Here is a 15,922-nt window from a genome sequence, read left to right as displayed (position 1 = left end):
TTGGGCAGGTGAGTCAGCGTGGAAAAGCCCCTTCACCGGGAAGAGGCGCCAAAGCAACTGAATCAGTCGGCCAGGTCCTGCTCCTCGATGGTCAGGTTGTGGTTGGTGAACACGCAGATGTCGCCGGCGATGTTCAGGGCAGTTTCAGCGATTTCACGGGCCGAAAGGTCGGTCTTGTTCAGCAGGGCGCGGGCTGCGGCCTGGGCGTAGGCACCACCGGAACCCATAGCGATCAGGCCGTCTTCGGGTTCGACCACGTCACCGTTGCCGGTGATGATCAGCGAGGCATCCTTGTTGGCCACGGCCAGCATGGCTTCCAGGCGGCTCAGGGAACGGTCGGTACGCCATTCCTTGGCCAGCTCGACGGCGGCGCGAACCAGGTGGCCCTGGTGTTTTTCCAGCTGGCCTTCGAAGCGCTCGAACAGGGTGAAGGCATCGGCGGTGGCACCCGCGAAGCCGGCGATGACTTGGCCGTGGTACAGGCGGCGCACTTTCTTGGCGTTGCCTTTCATCACGGTGTTGCCGAGAGATACCTGGCCGTCGCCGCCCATGACGACTTTGCCGTTACGGCGGACAGAAACGATGGTGGTCAAGGGGAGAGTCTCCACGCAGCGGGGCGAAAGTGCCTGATGCAGACTCATATGGGGGTGGGGGGAAGGATTTCAACCGTGGGGGATGAATGGTTGGTGCTCTCCTGCACAGGCCTTATCGCCGGCAAGCCAGCTCCCACAGGTCATCACAGGGCCTGAGGGCAGTGATTTCCTGTGGGAGCTGGCTTGCCGGCGATGAGGCCTGTGAGGGTTACTCAGGCCTCGTGGCAGACGTGGCCATCGACCAAGGTATAACGCACCGCACCCGGCAGGCAGTGGCCGATGAACGGGCAGTTCTCGCCACGCGAGAACCACTGCTCGCCGGCAACGGTGGAGGCTTGCGGGTCGAACAGTACCAGGTCGGCCGCACCACCCACCTTCAGCTCACCGGCCGGCAGGCGCAGGGCGGCAGCCGGGCCGCTGCTCAGGCGGGCGAGCAAGGTCGGCAGGTCGAGCAGGCCGTCCTGTACCAGGGTCATGGCCAGTGGCAGCAGCAACTCGACGCTGCTGATACCCGGCTCGGTGGCGCCGAACGGGGCCAGCTTGGCGTCGCGCTCATGGGGCTGGTGGTGGCTGGAAATCGCCTGGATCACGCCCGATTTGACCGCAGCGCGCAGGCCATCCCGGTCTTTGGCAGTGCGCAGCGGCGGCTGCACGTGGTACAGGCTGGAAAACTCGCGCAGCGACTCATCGGTGAGTATCAGCTGGTACAGCGCTACATCGGCGGTCACCGGCAGGCCGAGTTCCTGCGCCTGGGCAATCAGCTGTGCGCCACGGGCGCTGGTGATCTGGCTGAAGTGCGCACGCACGCCGCTTTGTTCCACCAGCAGCAGGTTGCGCGCCAGTGCCACGGTTTCGGCGCTTTCCGGGATGCCCGGCAGGCCGAGGAAACTGGCCATGGCACCTTCGTGGGCCAGGCCGCCCTCGGCCAGGTCGCGGTCCTGGGAGTGGAACACCACGGTCAGGTCGAAGGTGGCGGCGTATTCCAGGGCGCGGGCCAGGGTACGGTTGTTGGGGATTTGTTTCAGGCCGTTGCCGAAGGCCACGCAACCGGTGTCGCGCAGGGCCACCAGCTCGGCCAGTTGCTCGCCTTCAAGGCCTTTGGTCAGGGCGCCGATCGGGTACACCTTGCTGTTGGCAGCCTCACGGGCGCGGTCCAGGATCAGCTCGGCCACCGCCGAGGTGTCCAGCACCGGCCTGGTCTGCGGCGGGCAGCACAGGCTGGTGACACCGCCGGCCACGGCTGCGCGGGTTTCACTCGCGATGTTGCCTTTGCGGCTGTAACCCGGCTCGCGCAGGGACACGCCCAGGTCCACCAGGCCCGGTGCGGCAACCAGGCCATCGGCCTGGATCGTGCGGCTGGCGCTGAAGCCGGCTGGCGCGGCGCCGATGGCGGCAATGCGGCCACCGTCCAGGTGCAGGTCGGTGACCTGGTCCAGGCCGGTTTTGGGATCGATGACCCGGGCGCCAAGAATACTGATGGTCACTGGGCGTTCTCCTGGTCGAATTGACGTTGCGCGTTCTGCCCGCTCATGGCCATGGACAGCACGGCCATGCGCACGGCGATGCCGTAGGTGACCTGGTTGAGGATCACCGAGTGCTTGCCGTCGGCCACCGCCGACTCGATTTCCACACCACGGTTGATCGGGCCCGGGTGCATGACGATGGCGTCAGGCTTGGCGCAGGCCAGGCGCGCGGTGGTCAGGCCGAACAGGCGGTAGAACTCGCCCTCGCTGGGCAGCAGGCCGCCGGCCATGCGCTCGCGTTGCAGGCGCAGCATGATCACCACGTCGACATCCTTCAGGCCTTCGGCGAGGTCGGTGTAGACCTTTACGCCGTACTGCTCGATGCCGATCGGGATCAGGGTTTTCGGGCCGATCACCCGGATGTCCGGGCAGCCCAGCGCTTTGAGCGCCAGCATGTCGGAGCGGGCCACGCGCGAGTGCAGGATGTCGCCGACGATGGCTACCGAGAGGTTCTCGAAGCTGCCCTTGTGGCGGCGAATGGTGAGCATGTCGAGCATGCCCTGGGTCGGGTGCGCGTGGCGGCCGTCACCACCGTTGATCACGGCGACGTCCGGGCACACGTGCTCGGCGATGAAGTGCGCCGCGCCGGAGTCGGAATGGCGTACCACAAACATGTCGGCCGCCATGGCTTCGAGGTTGCGCAGGGTGTCGAACAGGGTCTCGCCCTTGCTGGTCGAGGAGGTCGACACGTTCAGGCTGATCACGTCGGCCGACAGGCGCTGGGCCGCCAGTTCGAAGGTGGTGCGGGTACGGGTCGAGTTCTCGAAGAACACGTTGCACACGGTCTTGCCGCGCAGCAACGGGACTTTCTTCACGGCCCGGGCACCGACTTCCAGGAAGGAGTCGGCGGTGTCGAGGATCTCGGTGAGCAGTTCGCGGGGCAAACCGTCGAGCGAGAGGAAGTGGCGCAGCTGGCCCTGATCATTGAGCTGCAGCGGGCGCTTGGCGTCGATTGGCGTCATCGCGGGGGACTCTTAAAGGGCGGAAGCGGAGGCGAGGTCCTGGCGCTCGAGGGCGAGCGGTGCGGGTCCGGTCAATTTTACCCGTTCATGGGCGGCCAGCGACAGGGTGGCACCGAGCACATTCGGACGGATCGGCAATTCGCCGGCATCCAGGTCCAGCAGGCAGACCAGGGTGACGCTGGCCGGGCGGCCGTAATCGAACAGTTCGTTGAGCGCCGCGCGGATGGTGCGACCGCTCATCAGTACGTCATCCACCAGCACCAGGTGCTGGCCCTCGACCTCGAAAGGCAGCTCGGACGGGCGAACTTGCGGGTGCAGGCCGTTCTGGCTGAAGTCGTCGCGGTAGAACGAGACGTCCAGGGTGCCCATGGGGCTGCTGTCGCCCATGGCTTCCTGCAGGGCCTGGGCAACCCATACACCGCCGGTGCGGATACCGATGTAACGGGGCTCGGTGATTGCCCGGCGCGCCAGGTGGGCACGAAGGTCGACAGCCATCTGCCGAATCAGGTCGGCGGGATTGGGTAGGCTCATTGCGGGCTCCTCGGAAGGGTGCGCCGGGCGGGCCCGGCGGCAAAGATGATCAGGTATTGGCCTCCAGCCAGCCTTGCAGCAACAGGGCGGCGGCGATGGCATCGACCGGGTTTTCGCGGTAGCTGCCGCGCTGGCCGCCACGGGCCATGCGCTCGCCCTTGGCCTCGAAGGTGGTCAGGCGTTCGTCGTGGGTATGCACGGGCAGGTTGAAGCGGCCGTTCAGGCGGCGGGCGAACTTTTCGGCGCGGGCGCTCATCTCGCTGGCCGTGCCGTCCATGTTCAACGGCAGGCCGACGACAATGGCATCGGGTTTCCACTCATTGATGAGCTTTTCCACCTGGGCCCAGTCCGGCACGCCGTTCTGCGCCTTCAGGGTGCACAGCTCGCGTGCCTGCCCGGTGATCACCTGGCCGACGGCCACGCCGATCTGTTTGCTGCCGTAGTCGAAACCCAGCAAGAGGCGTAGTTCGGCCATCAGGCGTGGCCCGCCTGGCTGGTCAGCAGGTGCAGGTTGATGCCCAGGCTGGCGGCCGCTGCTTCCAGGCGCAGGTCGCTGGCCCGGTCAAAGATGATTTCCGGGTCGAACGGGCAGTTGAGCCAGGCGTTGTCGGCCAGCTCCGCCTCCAGTTGGCCCGCTTCCCAGCCGGCATAACCGAGTGTGATCAGGCTCTGTTTCGGGCCCACCCCGGCGGCGATGGCCAGCAGCACATCCTGCGATGTGGTCAGCGACAGGCCTTCGAGGGCCACGGTGGCCTGGAAGCTGCATTCGCTGCTGTGCAGCACGAAGCCGCGGTCGGTCTGTACTGGGCCACCCTGGTAGATCGGCACCTGCAAGGTGCTGGCCGGCGGCGTTTCGTCCGGGCGCAGCTGCTCGAGGATATCGGCCAGGCTCAGTTCCTGCGGCCGGTTGACCACCAGGCCCATGGCGCCATGTTCATTGTGCTCGACAATGTACGTGAGGGTCTGGGCGAAGTTCGGATCGGCCATGTGCGGCATGGCGATCAGGAACTGGTGCTTGAGGTAGCTCGGGGCGAGGGTTTTCATGGGGATAGTGTGGCGCCAGGCGGCGAGGCTGACAAGGTGCGGATTTGTGTCGATTGTAGGGGCCTCTTCGCGGGCATGCCCGCTCCAACAGGTACCCCGCAGGCTTCAGATTCAATGAAGATCCTGTGGGAGCGGGCGTGCCCGCGAATGGGCCACTACAGGCAGTAAATCAGTTGCTGGACAAACGGTCCCCACGGGCAAAGCGCCAGGTGCGGATGATCTCCAGCCGGTCAAACTCGGCCAGATCCCCGGTAAACGGTGCAAACGGCGCTGCCAGCCGCACGATGCGTTGCGCCGCCTGGTCCAGCACCTGCTGCCCGGACGATTCCAGTACCAGCACTTCGTACAGCGAACCGTCGCGGTTGATCGACACCATCATCCGCAAGTTGCCGTAAATCTGTTGCCGACGCGCTTCGTCTGGGTAGTTCAGGTTGCCCACCCGCTCGACCTTCTTGCGCCACTCTTCCTTGTACCAGGCGCCCTTGTCGCGCATGGTCGAGGCGGCATTCAGGCGATGGATGCGCGGGCGCTTGGCGTACATCTGCTGCTCGTTGGACAGCTCCGCCTCCAGGCTAGCGATCTGGCTGGACAGCTGCGAGCTGTCGAAGTCGGGCGCTGGCGCCGCCGGCTTGGGCTGGGCCTTGCTTTCCTTGGGCTTGGGTTCGACCTTCTGCGGCTTGGGCGCAGTCGTCACTACTGCCGACTTTTGTGGGGTAGGGGGTGGTACCACCTCGGGCCTGGCGGCGGGTGGCGGGGTGATCTTGTTGATCTTGCTGTCCTGGAACGGCGCCAGTTCGGTGGTGGTGGGCACCGCTTTCTTGTCCAGTGTGCCGCTGCCCTGCTGGTTGTCCTGAGCCTGGAAATCGGCCTTCTCGGGCGCTTTCTCGCTCTTGAAGGTGGCCAGGGTGATGTCCATGGTGTGGCGGATTTCGGCAGGCTTGACCACGGTGAAGCCGACGCCAAGAATCAGCGCCAGGTGCACCAGGGCAGCCAGGAACAGGGTAAAGCCGAGCCGGTCCACGGGGCGAACACGGGGCGGCAGCAGGTCGGAGGGGATGTCAGCGGGCAGCGTCATCAGGTATCCAGCAACTGCTGGGCGGGGCAGCAGCTCAGTCGAATAGGACCGGCATCATACCCCACTCTGCGGCTTTGCTTCGCGTTGGCTGTCAGCGCGCCTTGAGCTGGCGATCAATGGCATCCATCAATTTGCCACCGATATCGGTGTTGTAGGCAGCATCGATCTCGCGGATGCAGGTGGGGCTGGTGACGTTGATTTCGGTGAGGTAGTCGCCGATCACGTCCAGGCCCACGAACAACAGGCCCTTCTCGCGCAGGGTCGGGCCGACCTGGGCGGCAATCCAGCGGTCGCGCTCGGTCAGCGGGCGCGCTTCGCCACGCCCGCCAGCGGCCAGGTTGCCACGGGTTTCGCCGCTGGCCGGAATACGCGCCAGGCAGTAGTCCACTGGCTCGCCGTCGATCATCAGGATGCGTTTGTCGCCGTCCTTGATCGCTGGCAGGTAAGCCTGGGCCATGATCTGCTGGGTGCCCAGTGCGGTCAGGGTTTCGAGGATCACCGACAGGTTGGGGTCGCCAGCGCGGTGACGGAAGATCGACGTACCGCCCATGCCATCCAGCGGCTTGAGGATCACGTCAACATGCTTGGCCGCGAATTCGCGAATGATGTCCGGGCGGCGGCTGACCAGGGTTGGGGTGGTGCACTGCGGGAACAGCGTGGCGAACATCTTTTCGTTGCAGTCGCGCAGGCTCTGCGGGCGGTTGACCACCAGCACGCCATCATTCTCGGCCTGCTCCAGCAGGTAGGTGCTGTAGACGAACTCCATGTCGAAGGGTGGATCCTTGCGCATCAGGATCACGTCCAGCTCGGCCAGTGGGGTGTCTTGCTCCTCGCCCAGCTCGAACCAGTGCGCCGGGTCGGCAAACACCTTCAGCGGGCGCATGCGGGCGCGGGCCTTGCTTTCGCCCTGGTACAGGTCTTGCTGTTCCATGTAGAACAGGCTCCAGCCGCGTGCCTGGGCGGCCAGCAGCATGGCCAGCGAACTGTCCTTCTTGTAGGAGATGGACGCGATGGGGTCCATGACAATGCCGAGGCGAACGCTCATGGGGTGGTTCCTCTTGGCGGCAGGTGGCCGCGATGGCGAAAGAAAAGTGGCTCAGGGTGGCGCCGCGAACGCCGCCGGTCAAGGGGCGGCGCAGATGGAATGGCCACCCGGAGTATGCTAAAAGTGCAGCTAATTTCCATTGGTAGGCGTCTATGGAACAACCCCTGAAGGTGATGGTGATCGACGATTCCCGCACGATCCGCCGCACCGCGCAGATGCTGCTCGGTGAAGCGGGCTGCGAGGTGATCACCGCCAGCGACGGCTTCGATGCCCTGGCCAAGATCGTCGACCACCAGCCCAGCATCATCTTCGTTGATGTGCTGATGCCGCGCCTGGACGGCTACCAGACCTGCGCCGTGATCAAGCACAACAGTGCTTTCAAGGACACTCCGGTGATCCTGCTGTCGTCGCGCGATGGCCTGTTCGACAAGGCCCGCGGCCGGGTGGTCGGCTCTGATCAGTTCCTGACCAAACCGTTCAGCAAGGAAGAGCTGCTCGACGCGATCCGCGCCCACGTGCCCGGGTTTACCGCGCCTCCACAACACGCACCCTGACCGCGCCCCGCCATGGCACGGCCTTACTTTCCTGATGGGGAAACAGCATGGCCCGAGTTCTGATTGTCGACGACTCGCCGACAGAGATGTACAAATTGGCCGGATGGCTTGAAAAGCACGGTCATGAGGTGCTCAAAGCCAGCAACGGTGCCGATGGCGTGGCGCTGGCGCGTCAGGCAAAGCCCGATGCAGTGTTGATGGATATCGTCATGCCTGTTCTCAACGGCTTCCAGGCGACCCGGCAACTGAGCAAGGACCCCGAGACCAGCGCCATTCCAGTATTGGTCGTTACCACCAAAGACCAGGAAACCGATCGCATCTGGGCAAAGCGCCAGGGCGCGAGGGGGTTCGTGACCAAGCCCGTGGAAGAAGACGACCTGATCGCCAAGCTCAAAGAAGTGCTAGGCGCTTGACCACCCGCCCGCAAGGCGCGTCGCTGACCGCCTTCGAGCTGTTGCTGGACATTGACCGGCGCTGTCGCCTGCTGGTCGCCGACCAACCGCCGCAAGACAACCGCCTGCAACAGTGGAGCGGTATCGGTTTTCGCATTGCCGGGCAGTGGTTTGTCGCGCCCATGGGCGAGGTGGCCGAGGTGCTGCGTGAACCGCGCAGCAGCCGCGTCCCCGGTGTGCAGCCATGGGTGTGCGGGGTAGCCAACCTGCGCGGCCGGTTGTTGCCGGTGATGGACCTGAGCAGCTTCTTCGGCCTGGGCCACGCCGCCCCGGGCAAGCAACGGCGGGTGCTGGTGCTGGACCACGAGGCCCTGTTCGTCGGCCTGCTGGTGGACGAGGTACTGGGCTTGCAGCACTTTGACCTGGACAGCCTGCAGCTCTCGCCGCCCCAGCCACTGCTGCGCGCCGCTGCACGTTTTGTGCAGGGGCATTTCCCGCGTGAACGCAATTGGGCGATCTTCAGCCCCTTCGCCCTGGCCCAGGCGCCGGGCTTTCTCGATGTGGCGTTATAGGACCTGCGAACGTGAACAAGCCTGCCACCTCCGTTACCGCAACCACCGTGAGCCTGCGTACCCGCAGCATCGCGCAGATCACTGTGCTGTTTTTGATCCTGATCCTGTCGATCATCCTGTTGTTCGCCAACTTCGCGTACCTGAACACCCAGTCCAATTACGACAAGCAGTACATCGGCCATGCCGGGGAACTGCGAGTGCTGTCGCAACGTATCGCCAAGAACGCCACTGAAGCCGCGACCGGCAAGGCCCTGGCCTTCAAGCTGCTGTCGGATGCCCGCAACGATTTTGAGCGGCGCTGGGGCTACCTGCGCCAGGGTGACAAGTCCACCGGCCTGCCGCCCGCGCCGCCCACGGTGCGTGACGAGATGGAATCGGTACGCCGCGACTGGGAAAACCTGCGCAAGAACACCGACACCATCCTGGCCAGCGAGCAGACTGTGCTGTCGCTGCACCAGGTAGCGGCGACCCTGGCCGAAACCGTGCCGCAGTTGCAGGTGGAATACGAGAAGGTGGTCGAGATCCTGCTGCAAAGCGGCGCCCCGGCCAACCAGGTGGCGGTGGCCCAGCGCCAACTGTTGCTGGCCGAGCGCATCCTTGGTTCGGTCAACACTGTGCTGGCCGGTGACGATGCCGCAGCCCAGGCGGCCGACGCTTTTGGCCGCGATGCCGGGCGCTTTGGCCAGGTGCTGGAGGGCATGCTCAGCGGCAACGCGGCAATCCAGATAACCCGCGTCGAAGACGCCGACGCCCGCGCGCGGCTGGCGGAAATCGCCGAACTGTTCCAGTTCGTCGCCGGTTCTGTGGATGAAATCCTCGAAACCTCGCCCGAACTGTTCCGCGTGCGCGAAGCTGCCGGCAACATCTTCAGCCTGTCGCAAACCCTGCTCGACGAAGCGTCGCACCTGGCCAACGGTTTCGAGAACCTGGCCGGCGGGCGCACCCTCGATACTGTGGGCGGCTATGCCCTGGGCGTGCTGGCGCTGGCCTCGATCATTCTCATCGGCCTGGTCATGGTGCGCACCACCAACCGCCAGCTGCGCGAAACGGCGGAAAAGAACGAACGCAACCAGCAGGCGATCATGCGCCTGCTCGACGAAATCGAAGAGCTGGCCGATGGCGACCTGACCGTGACCGTATCGGTAACCGAAGACTTTACCGGCGCCATTGCCGACTCGATCAATTATTCCGTGGACCAGCTGCGCGACCTTGTGGCCACCATCAACCACAGCGCCGTGCAGGTGGCTGCGGCCGTGCAGGACACGCAAAACACCGCTCGCCAGCTGGCCAAGGCGTCCGAGCACCAGGCCGAGCAGATCAGCGAGGCCTCCGAGGCCGTCGGCGACATGGTCGAGTCGATCGACCGGGTGTCCGCGCATGCCTACGAATCGGCCAAGGTAGCCGAACGCTCGGTGGCCATCGCCAACAAGGGTAACGAGGTGGTCCATAACACCATCAATGGCATGGACAACATTCGCGAGCAGATCCAGGACACCGCGAAGCGGATCAAGCGCCTGGGTGAGTCTTCCCAGGAAATCGGCGACATCGTCAGCCTGATCGACGACATTGCCGACCAGACCAACATCCTGGCCCTCAACGCGGCGATCCAGGCCTCGCTGGCCGGTGAGGCCGGCCGTGGTTTTGCCGTGGTCGCCGACGAAGTGCAGCGCCTCGCCGAACGCTCGTCCTCGGCTACCCGCCAGATCGAGGCGCTGGTGCGCACCATCCAGGCCGACACCAACGAGGCGGTGATCTCCATGGAACAGACCACCGCCGAGGTGGTGCGCGGCGCCCGCCTGGCCCAGGATGCCGGGGTGGCGCTGGCCGAGATCGAAGGGGTATCGCAGAACCTGGCCGACCTTATCCACAGCATCTCCGACGCTGCCCAGCTGCAAACTTCGTCGGCCGGGCAGATCTCCCACACCATGGCGGTCATCCAGCAGATTACCGCGCAGACCTCCGCCGGCTCCGGTGCCACTGCCGACAGCATTCGCCACCTGGCCCGCATGGCCAGCGAGATGCGCCGTTCGGTGTCCGGTTTCACCCTGCCACCACCTGCCGAGCCCAAGTGAGGCGCCGCGCCGAGGAAGTGACCATGGCATCTGCTGCTGTAAGCCCCGAGCGCCACGACACGGTGGCGCTGGCCTGGACCAAGGCTGCCATTCTCGACTGCCTGGGCCAGGCGCGCCAGGCGCTGGAGCGTTTTGCCGGCGAGCCCGGCGACCTGTCGATATTGGCCTTCGTGGTCGACAACCTGCACCAGGTGCACGGCTGCCTGCGCATGCTCGAACTGCGAGGTGCGACGCGCCTGGCCGAAGAGCTGGAACTGTTCGCCAAGGCTCTGGCCGACGGCCAGGTGAGCCCGCGGGGTGATTGCCTGGGGGCGTTGTTCCGCGGCCTGGAGCAATTGCCCTCATACCTTGAGCGCTTGCGTGGTGCGCGCCACGACCTGCCCTTGGTGATGCTGCCGCTGCTCAACCAGCTGCGCGCCTGCCGTGGCATCGAGCCGCTGGCCCAGGCCAGCCTGATCAGCGGTGCTGCGCAGCGCTTTGCCGGCTCCGATGACCTGGCCAACCTCGACCTGTCGCTGGGCAACTGGCGCGATCAATTACAGGCCGGGCCAGGCCGCGATGCGCTGCGGTCGGTGGTGACCGCGCTGTGCGACGACCTCATGCGCATAAAGGAGCGCCTCGACCAGTTCGTGCGCAGCGACCGTCAGCACAGCGAGCAGCTCGATGCCCTGCTGGCGCCCCTGCGCCACGTAGCCGACACCTTGGCTGTGCTGGGCTTCCAGCAACCACGGCGGGTGATCATCGACCAGGTGCTGGCGCTGCAGGCCCTGGCCCAGGGCGAACGGGCGGTAGACGACGCGGTGTTGATGGATGTAGCGGGCGCCCTCTTGTATGTGGAAGCCTCCCTGAACGGCATGGTCGGCCCGCTGGAGGAAAACGGCCAAGGCGGGCTGCCAGGTTCGGACCTGGCCGAGATACGCCAGTTGGTGCTGAACGAATCGCTGAACGTATTGCAGCAGGGCAAAGACCTGATCGGCGATTACCTGGAGTCCGACTGGCCCCGGCAGCGCCTGCAACCCTTGCCGGGGCTGTTGCAGCAGGTTCGCGGGGCGTTGGCCATGTTGATGCTGCCCGCCGTGGCCGAGCTGATCGCCGGCTGCGCAAGCTATGTGCAGCGTTGGTTGCAGCACCTTGAGGATGAGCCACCCGCTGACGAGCTGACCCACCTGGCCGAGGCCCTGAGCGCCGCTGAGTGCTACCTGCAGTGGCGGGTGGCCGACCCGCTGGCGGATGGCCAGCCGTTCATCGACATGGCGCGCGCCAGCCTGGCGGCGTTGGGCGTGCACTGTGCGCAGGCGGACGCCCGCGCGGGCCTGGATGCCGAGGGCGATGGCATTGATGACGAGCTGCGCGAGGTGTTCCTCGAAGAAGCGGGCGAGTTGCTGCCGGAAATCGAGCGCCACTGGTTGCGCTGGCGTGCGGACAACCAGCAGCGCGGGGCACTCGGGGAAGTGCGCCGCGCGCTGCATACACTCAAGGGCAGTGGACGCATGGTGCATGCCGAGGCGGTGGCCGAACTGGCCTGGGGCGCCGAGCACCTGCTGAACCGGGTGCTGGAGGGCCGGAGTGTGCTCAGCCCTGAAGGGGTGGTGGCCCTGCAACAGGTGTTCGTCCATCTGCCTGATCTGCTGGCCGACTTTGCCGCCGGCCAGCTGCCGCAACTGACCGAAATCGAACAACTGGCGGGGCACCTGCATGCCTTGGCTGAAAACGACGCACCCGCGGCGGCCTATATCGATGGCCTCGATCCGCAATTGCTGGATATCTTCCGCAGTGAGGCGCTGGGCCATCTGGCCAGCCTCGATGCCTTCCTGCAGGGCGCCGACGGCCATGACACGCCGGTCAGCGATGGCCTGCAACGTGCCCTGCACACGCTCAAGGGCAGCGCCGCCATGGCCGGGGTGATGCCGGTCGCCGAGCTGGCCACCGCCTTCGACCGCCTGGCCCGTGAATACAAGGGCCATCAACTGCCCCTGCAAATGGCCGAGATCGAATGGCTGGAAGCCGCGCGCTCGCTGTTCCATCTGGGCCTGGCGCAACTGGACAGCACGCCGCTGGCAGCCATCCCTGGCGCAGCGGAGCTGATCGAAACAGTTGGCCAGGCAGTAGATAACCGCCTGGCCAGCGTGCATGACGAACCGCAGCATGCCCGGCGCAGCAAGCGCGACCCGCAGTTGGTTGCCAGTTTCCTCGCCCAGGCCATGGACATTCTGCTCGATGCCGAGTCGTTGCTGTCGCGCTGGCAGCAACAGCCTGGCCAGCGTGACGCACTGGATACACTGCTCGACCAGATGACCACCCTGGGCCACGCCGCGCACCTGGCCGACCTGTGGCAGATGGATGAGGTGTGCGAGGCCTTGCTGGACCTGTATGGCGCGGTAGAAGAGGGCAGCCTGCCCGCCGATGCACGCTTTTTCGCCCAGGCGCAGCACGGCCATGAAGCCCTGCTGGACATGCTCGACGAAGTGGCGGCCGGGCAGGATATCGCGTCACGGCCAGAGCTTGTCGATAGCCTGCGCAACCTGCTGGACCAGGCCCTGGCCCCGGATGCCACCGGCCTGGTGGGCATCGACACGGTCACCCCGCTGCACCCGGACATGGACCTGACGGATACCCTGGGGCTGTCGCATACCCCTTTGCAGCCAGAGGTGGCCGAGCCACTGCCTGAAGAGCCGGAAAGCCCCGGCGAAGAGCTGCTGGAAGTGTTCCTCGAAGAAAGCTCGGACATCGTCGAGAGCGCCGCCGCATCCCTGGCACGCTGGCAGGCCGACCCGCGCAGCAGCGTCGAGGTGGACAACCTGATGCGCGATCTGCACACCCTTAAGGGCGTGGCGCGCATGGTCGAAATTGCCCCGATCGGAGATTTGGCCCACGAACTGGAGTTTCTCTACGAGCTGCTGGCGGCCGGGCGTTTGCCGCCGAGCCCGCCACTGTTCGCGTTGCTGCAGAACTGCCATGACCGCCTGGCGCACATGCTTGATGCCGTGCGCCTGGGGCAGCCATTGCATGCTGCCACGGCGCTGATCGACTATATCCGTAACTTCAGCAGCGCAGCCCTGACCGACAGCGCAGCTGGCCAAGGGCCGGTCGAAGCCGCCACCAGCGAGGTGCCGGCGACAGCGCCAGAGCGGGCGCCAGGCGACATGGTCAAGGTTGACGCCGAGTTGCTCGATGACCTGGGCAACCTGGCCGGCGAACACTCGATCATCCGTGGGCGCATCGAGCAGCAGGTCAACGATGCGCAGTTCACCCTCAACGAGATGGAAACCACCCTGGAGCGCATGCGCGACCAGTTGCTGCGCCTGGACATCGAGACCCAGGGGCGGATCTCCAGCCGCCAGCCGTTCGAAAGCGATGCCTATGATGACTTCGACCCCCTGGAAATGGACCGCCACTCGCAGTTGCAGCAACTGTCGCGGGCCTTGTTCGAGTCTGCCTCGGACTTGCTCGACCTGAAGGAAACCCTGGCCCAGCGTGCCCAGGAGGCCTACAGCCTGCTGCAGCAGCAGGCGCGGGTGAACAGCCAGTTGCAGGAAGGCCTGACCGCCACCCTGATGGTGCCCTTCGAACGCCTGGTGCCACGCCTGCAACGTGTGGTGCGGCAAGTGGCCAGCGAGCTGGGCAAACAGGTGGAACTGGTGGTCGGCAACGCCGAAGGCGAACTGGACCGCAGTGTGCTCGAACGCATGGTGGCGCCGCTGGAGCACATGCTGCGCAACGCAGTCGACCATGGCCTGGAAAGCCGCGAAGCGCGGCTGGCTGCTGGCAAGCCGGAGCAGGGCACCATCCATTTGAATTTGCTGCACGAAGGCGCCGATATCGTTATCGAAATGATTGACGACGGTGCCGGTGTACCCCTGGATGCGGTGCGGCGCAAGGCCATCAAGCGCGGCCTGCTGGACCCGCAGGCGGACTTGAGCGATCACGAGATCCTGCAGTTCATCCTGCGCCCGGGTTTTTCCACCGCCGAGAAGATCACCCAGATATCCGGGCGGGGCCTGGGCATGGACGTGGTGCACGAGGAGGTCAAGCAGCTGGGTGGCTCGATGAGCATTGAGTCGGCCCAGGGCAAGGGTGCACGCTTCTTGATCCGGCTGCCGTTCACCGTATCGATCAACCGTGTGCTGATGGTGCACTTGGGCGAAGAGCAATACGCGATCCCGCTCAACACCATCGAGGGCATCGTCCGCGTACCGCCGGCAGAGCTGGCGGCTTGTTATCAGCTGGACACGCCCCGCTATGTCTACGCCGGCCACGAATACGAGCTGCGCTACCTGGGCGAGTTGCTGCAAGGCCTGCCGCGCCCCGCGCTGCTGGGGCAGAGCGTGCCGTTGCCGGTGCTGCTGGTGCATTCCAAGGAGCAGTCGTTCGCCATCCAGGCCGACAGCCTGTCGCCCAGCCGCGAGATTGTGGTGAAGAGCCTGGGGCCACAGTTTGCTGCGGTTGCCGGATTGTCGGGGGCGACGTTGCTGGGCGATGGCCGGGTCGTGCTGATTCTCGACCTGCTTGGCCAGTTGCGCGGCCAGCAGCGGCGCCTGGCCCGCTTGCCCGGTGGTGGCACCCAGCGCCAGTTGCTCGGCCCGGCGCCGCGGCGCGCGTTACTGGTGATGGTGGTGGACGATTCGGTGACCGTGCGCAAAGTTACCAGCCGCCTGCTGGAGCGCCACGGCATGAGCGTGCTGACGGCCAAGGACGGGGTCGATGCCATGGCCCTGCTGGCAGAGCACCGCCCCGACGTATTGCTGCTGGACATTGAAATGCCACGCATGGACGGCTTCGAGGTGGCCACGCGCATTCGCCGTGACGAGCGGCTGAAGGACCTGCCGATCATCATGATTACTTCACGCACCGGGCAGAAGCACCGCGACCGTGCCATGGCCATCGGCGTCAACGAATACCTGGGCAAGCCGTATCAGGAGTCGCTGCTGTTGCAGAGCATTGCCCACTGGAGCCAAACCCATGCTTGAACTGATCTCCGGCCAGCGCAGCAGCCTGACCGGGCTGTTGCTGCCGTTGGGTGACCGTACCCTGGTGCTGCCCAACGTGGCGGTGGCCGAGCTGAGCGGCCAGCGCAACCTGGTGTGCCAGTCCGGCGACCCCGCCTGGCACTTGGGCTGGATCGACTGGCGGCAGCAGCGCCTGCCGCTAATCGGCTTCGAGGCGGCGTGCGGTGGTGAAACACCGTGCGGTGAGCGGGCTCGAGTGGTGGTGCTCAATGCCCTGGGTGATACCGGCCTGCGCTACCTGGCGCTGTTGCTGCAAGACATACCGCGCTCGTGCAAGCTCGACAGCCAGTTGAACTACGTGGATGTGGCGCTGGGCAGGCTGGAACTGGCGGCGGTGCAGGTGGGCGAGCAGGTGGCTCGGATACCGGACCTGGTTGCACTGGAAAGGCTGGTGCGTGACGCGGATCTGCAACCTGACATTGGGTAGGATGATGCTTGCGCGGGCCTCTTCGCGGGCATGCCCGCTCCCACAGGTACAGCACTGACCTTGAGTCCTGTGCATTCCCTGTGGGAGCGGGCATGCCCGCGAAGAGGCCATCAGCATCACATCAGG

Annotated in this window: 14 protein-coding genes; 6 read left to right on the top strand and 8 right to left on the bottom strand. The window is 65.4% G+C overall.

Annotated features, from left to right (window positions below):
- Positions 1–62: 62 nt before the first annotated feature.
- From hslV to gshB, 8 genes are all read right to left on the bottom strand, one after another.
- Positions 63–593 (bottom strand): ATP-dependent protease subunit HslV, encoded by a 531-nt coding sequence (hslV, locus tag PP4_RS25540; protein ID WP_003249309.1) that lies wholly within the window; start codon positions 591–593, stop codon positions 63–65.
- Between the two features lie 212 nt (positions 594–805).
- A complete protein-coding gene (locus tag PP4_RS25535) occupies positions 806–2,077 on the bottom strand; it encodes a dihydroorotase (RefSeq protein WP_016501978.1) in 1,272 nt (423 codons plus the stop codon).
- Positions 2,074–3,078, bottom strand: coding sequence for an aspartate carbamoyltransferase catalytic subunit (locus PP4_RS25530; RefSeq protein ID WP_016501977.1), 1,005 nt, complete (start codon positions 3,076–3,078; stop codon positions 2,074–2,076). Before PP4_RS25530 ends, PP4_RS25535 begins: the two co-directional genes overlap by 4 nt.
- 12 nt (positions 3,079–3,090) lie before the next feature.
- Entirely contained in the window at positions 3,091–3,609 is a 519-nt protein-coding gene (gene pyrR / locus PP4_RS25525; RefSeq protein WP_016489547.1) for a bifunctional pyr operon transcriptional regulator/uracil phosphoribosyltransferase PyrR, read from the bottom strand.
- A 49-nt stretch (positions 3,610–3,658) separates the two neighbouring features.
- Positions 3,659–4,084 carry a Holliday junction resolvase RuvX gene (ruvX, locus tag PP4_RS25520; RefSeq protein WP_016501976.1) on the bottom strand — a complete coding sequence of 142 codons (426 nt, stop codon included), beginning with the start codon at positions 4,082–4,084 and terminating at the stop codon, positions 3,659–3,661.
- Entirely contained in the window at positions 4,084–4,653 is a 570-nt protein-coding gene (locus PP4_RS25515; RefSeq protein ID WP_016501975.1) for a YqgE/AlgH family protein, read from the bottom strand. The genes ruvX and PP4_RS25515 overlap by 1 nt, the downstream gene beginning before the upstream one ends.
- Positions 4,654–4,822: 169 nt before the next feature.
- Complete coding sequence (locus PP4_RS25510; RefSeq protein WP_016501974.1) at positions 4,823–5,728, bottom strand: energy transducer TonB; 906 nt, start codon at positions 5,726–5,728, stop codon at positions 4,823–4,825.
- Between the two features lie 91 nt (positions 5,729–5,819).
- On the bottom strand, positions 5,820–6,773 hold the full coding sequence (gshB, locus tag PP4_RS25505; protein WP_016501973.1) for a glutathione synthase: 954 nt from the start codon (positions 6,771–6,773) through the stop codon (positions 5,820–5,822).
- A gap of 152 nt (positions 6,774–6,925) precedes the next feature.
- Between gshB and PP4_RS25500 the strand changes: the two genes are divergently transcribed.
- From PP4_RS25500 to PP4_RS25475, 6 genes are read left to right on the top strand one after another with little or no spacing between them, the layout of a single operon-like run.
- A complete protein-coding gene (locus PP4_RS25500; protein ID WP_016501972.1) occupies positions 6,926–7,327 on the top strand; it encodes a response regulator in 402 nt (133 codons plus the stop codon).
- Between the two features lie 47 nt (positions 7,328–7,374).
- Positions 7,375–7,740: a twitching motility response regulator PilH gene (pilH, locus tag PP4_RS25495; protein WP_016489541.1), complete on the top strand. Its 366-nt coding sequence runs from the start codon at positions 7,375–7,377 to the stop codon at positions 7,738–7,740.
- The gene (locus tag PP4_RS25490) at positions 7,737–8,291 is read left to right on the top strand and encodes a chemotaxis protein CheW (protein ID WP_016489540.1); all 555 of its coding nucleotides are present in this window, start codon (positions 7,737–7,739) and stop codon (positions 8,289–8,291) included. Before pilH ends, PP4_RS25490 begins: the two co-directional genes overlap by 4 nt.
- Before the next feature lie 47 nt (positions 8,292–8,338).
- Positions 8,339–10,363, top strand: a complete 2,025-nt coding sequence (locus tag PP4_RS25485) for a methyl-accepting chemotaxis protein (RefSeq protein WP_231859038.1) — start codon at positions 8,339–8,341, stop codon at positions 10,361–10,363.
- Positions 10,364–10,386: 23 nt separating this feature from the next.
- A complete protein-coding gene (locus PP4_RS25480; protein WP_016501970.1) occupies positions 10,387–15,330 on the top strand; it encodes a hybrid sensor histidine kinase/response regulator in 4,944 nt (1,647 codons plus the stop codon).
- Positions 15,323–15,796, top strand: coding sequence for a chemotaxis protein CheW (locus PP4_RS25475; RefSeq protein WP_016501969.1), 474 nt, complete (start codon positions 15,323–15,325; stop codon positions 15,794–15,796). The genes PP4_RS25480 and PP4_RS25475 overlap by 8 nt, the downstream gene beginning before the upstream one ends.
- The last annotated feature ends 126 nt before the right edge of the window (positions 15,797–15,922 follow it).

It is taken from the genome of Pseudomonas putida NBRC 14164, from assembly GCF_000412675.1.
In the GTDB taxonomy this organism is placed as follows: Bacteria; Pseudomonadota; Gammaproteobacteria; order Pseudomonadales; family Pseudomonadaceae; genus Aquipseudomonas; species Aquipseudomonas putida.
The sequence above is the reverse complement of the archived record's forward strand: the minus strand, read 5'-3'. Positions and strand labels throughout refer to the sequence as shown.

Bases quoted from the DNA above. Each gene is read 5' to 3' on its own strand.
- ruvX (WP_016501976.1), bottom strand. From the start codon at position 4,084: ATGGCCGAACTACGCCTCTTGCTGGGTTTCGACTACGGCAGCAAACAG.
- PP4_RS25480 (WP_016501970.1), top strand. From the start codon at position 10,387: ATGGCATCTGCTGCTGTAAGCCCCGAGCGCCACGACACGGTGGCGCTG.
- PP4_RS25510 (WP_016501974.1), bottom strand. From the start codon at position 5,728: ATGACGCTGCCCGCTGACATCCCCTCCGACCTGCTGCCGCCCCGTGTT.
- PP4_RS25515 (WP_016501975.1), bottom strand. From the start codon at position 4,653: ATGAAAACCCTCGCCCCGAGCTACCTCAAGCACCAGTTCCTGATCGCC.
- pyrR (WP_016489547.1), bottom strand. From the start codon at position 3,609: ATGAGCCTACCCAATCCCGCCGACCTGATTCGGCAGATGGCTGTCGAC.
- PP4_RS25475 (WP_016501969.1), top strand. From the start codon at position 15,323: ATGCTTGAACTGATCTCCGGCCAGCGCAGCAGCCTGACCGGGCTGTTG.
- pilH (WP_016489541.1), top strand. From the start codon at position 7,375: ATGGCCCGAGTTCTGATTGTCGACGACTCGCCGACAGAGATGTACAAA.
- gshB (WP_016501973.1), bottom strand. From the start codon at position 6,773: ATGAGCGTTCGCCTCGGCATTGTCATGGACCCCATCGCGTCCATCTCC.
- PP4_RS25530 (WP_016501977.1), bottom strand. From the start codon at position 3,078: ATGACGCCAATCGACGCCAAGCGCCCGCTGCAGCTCAATGATCAGGGC.
- PP4_RS25500 (WP_016501972.1), top strand. From the start codon at position 6,926: ATGGAACAACCCCTGAAGGTGATGGTGATCGACGATTCCCGCACGATC.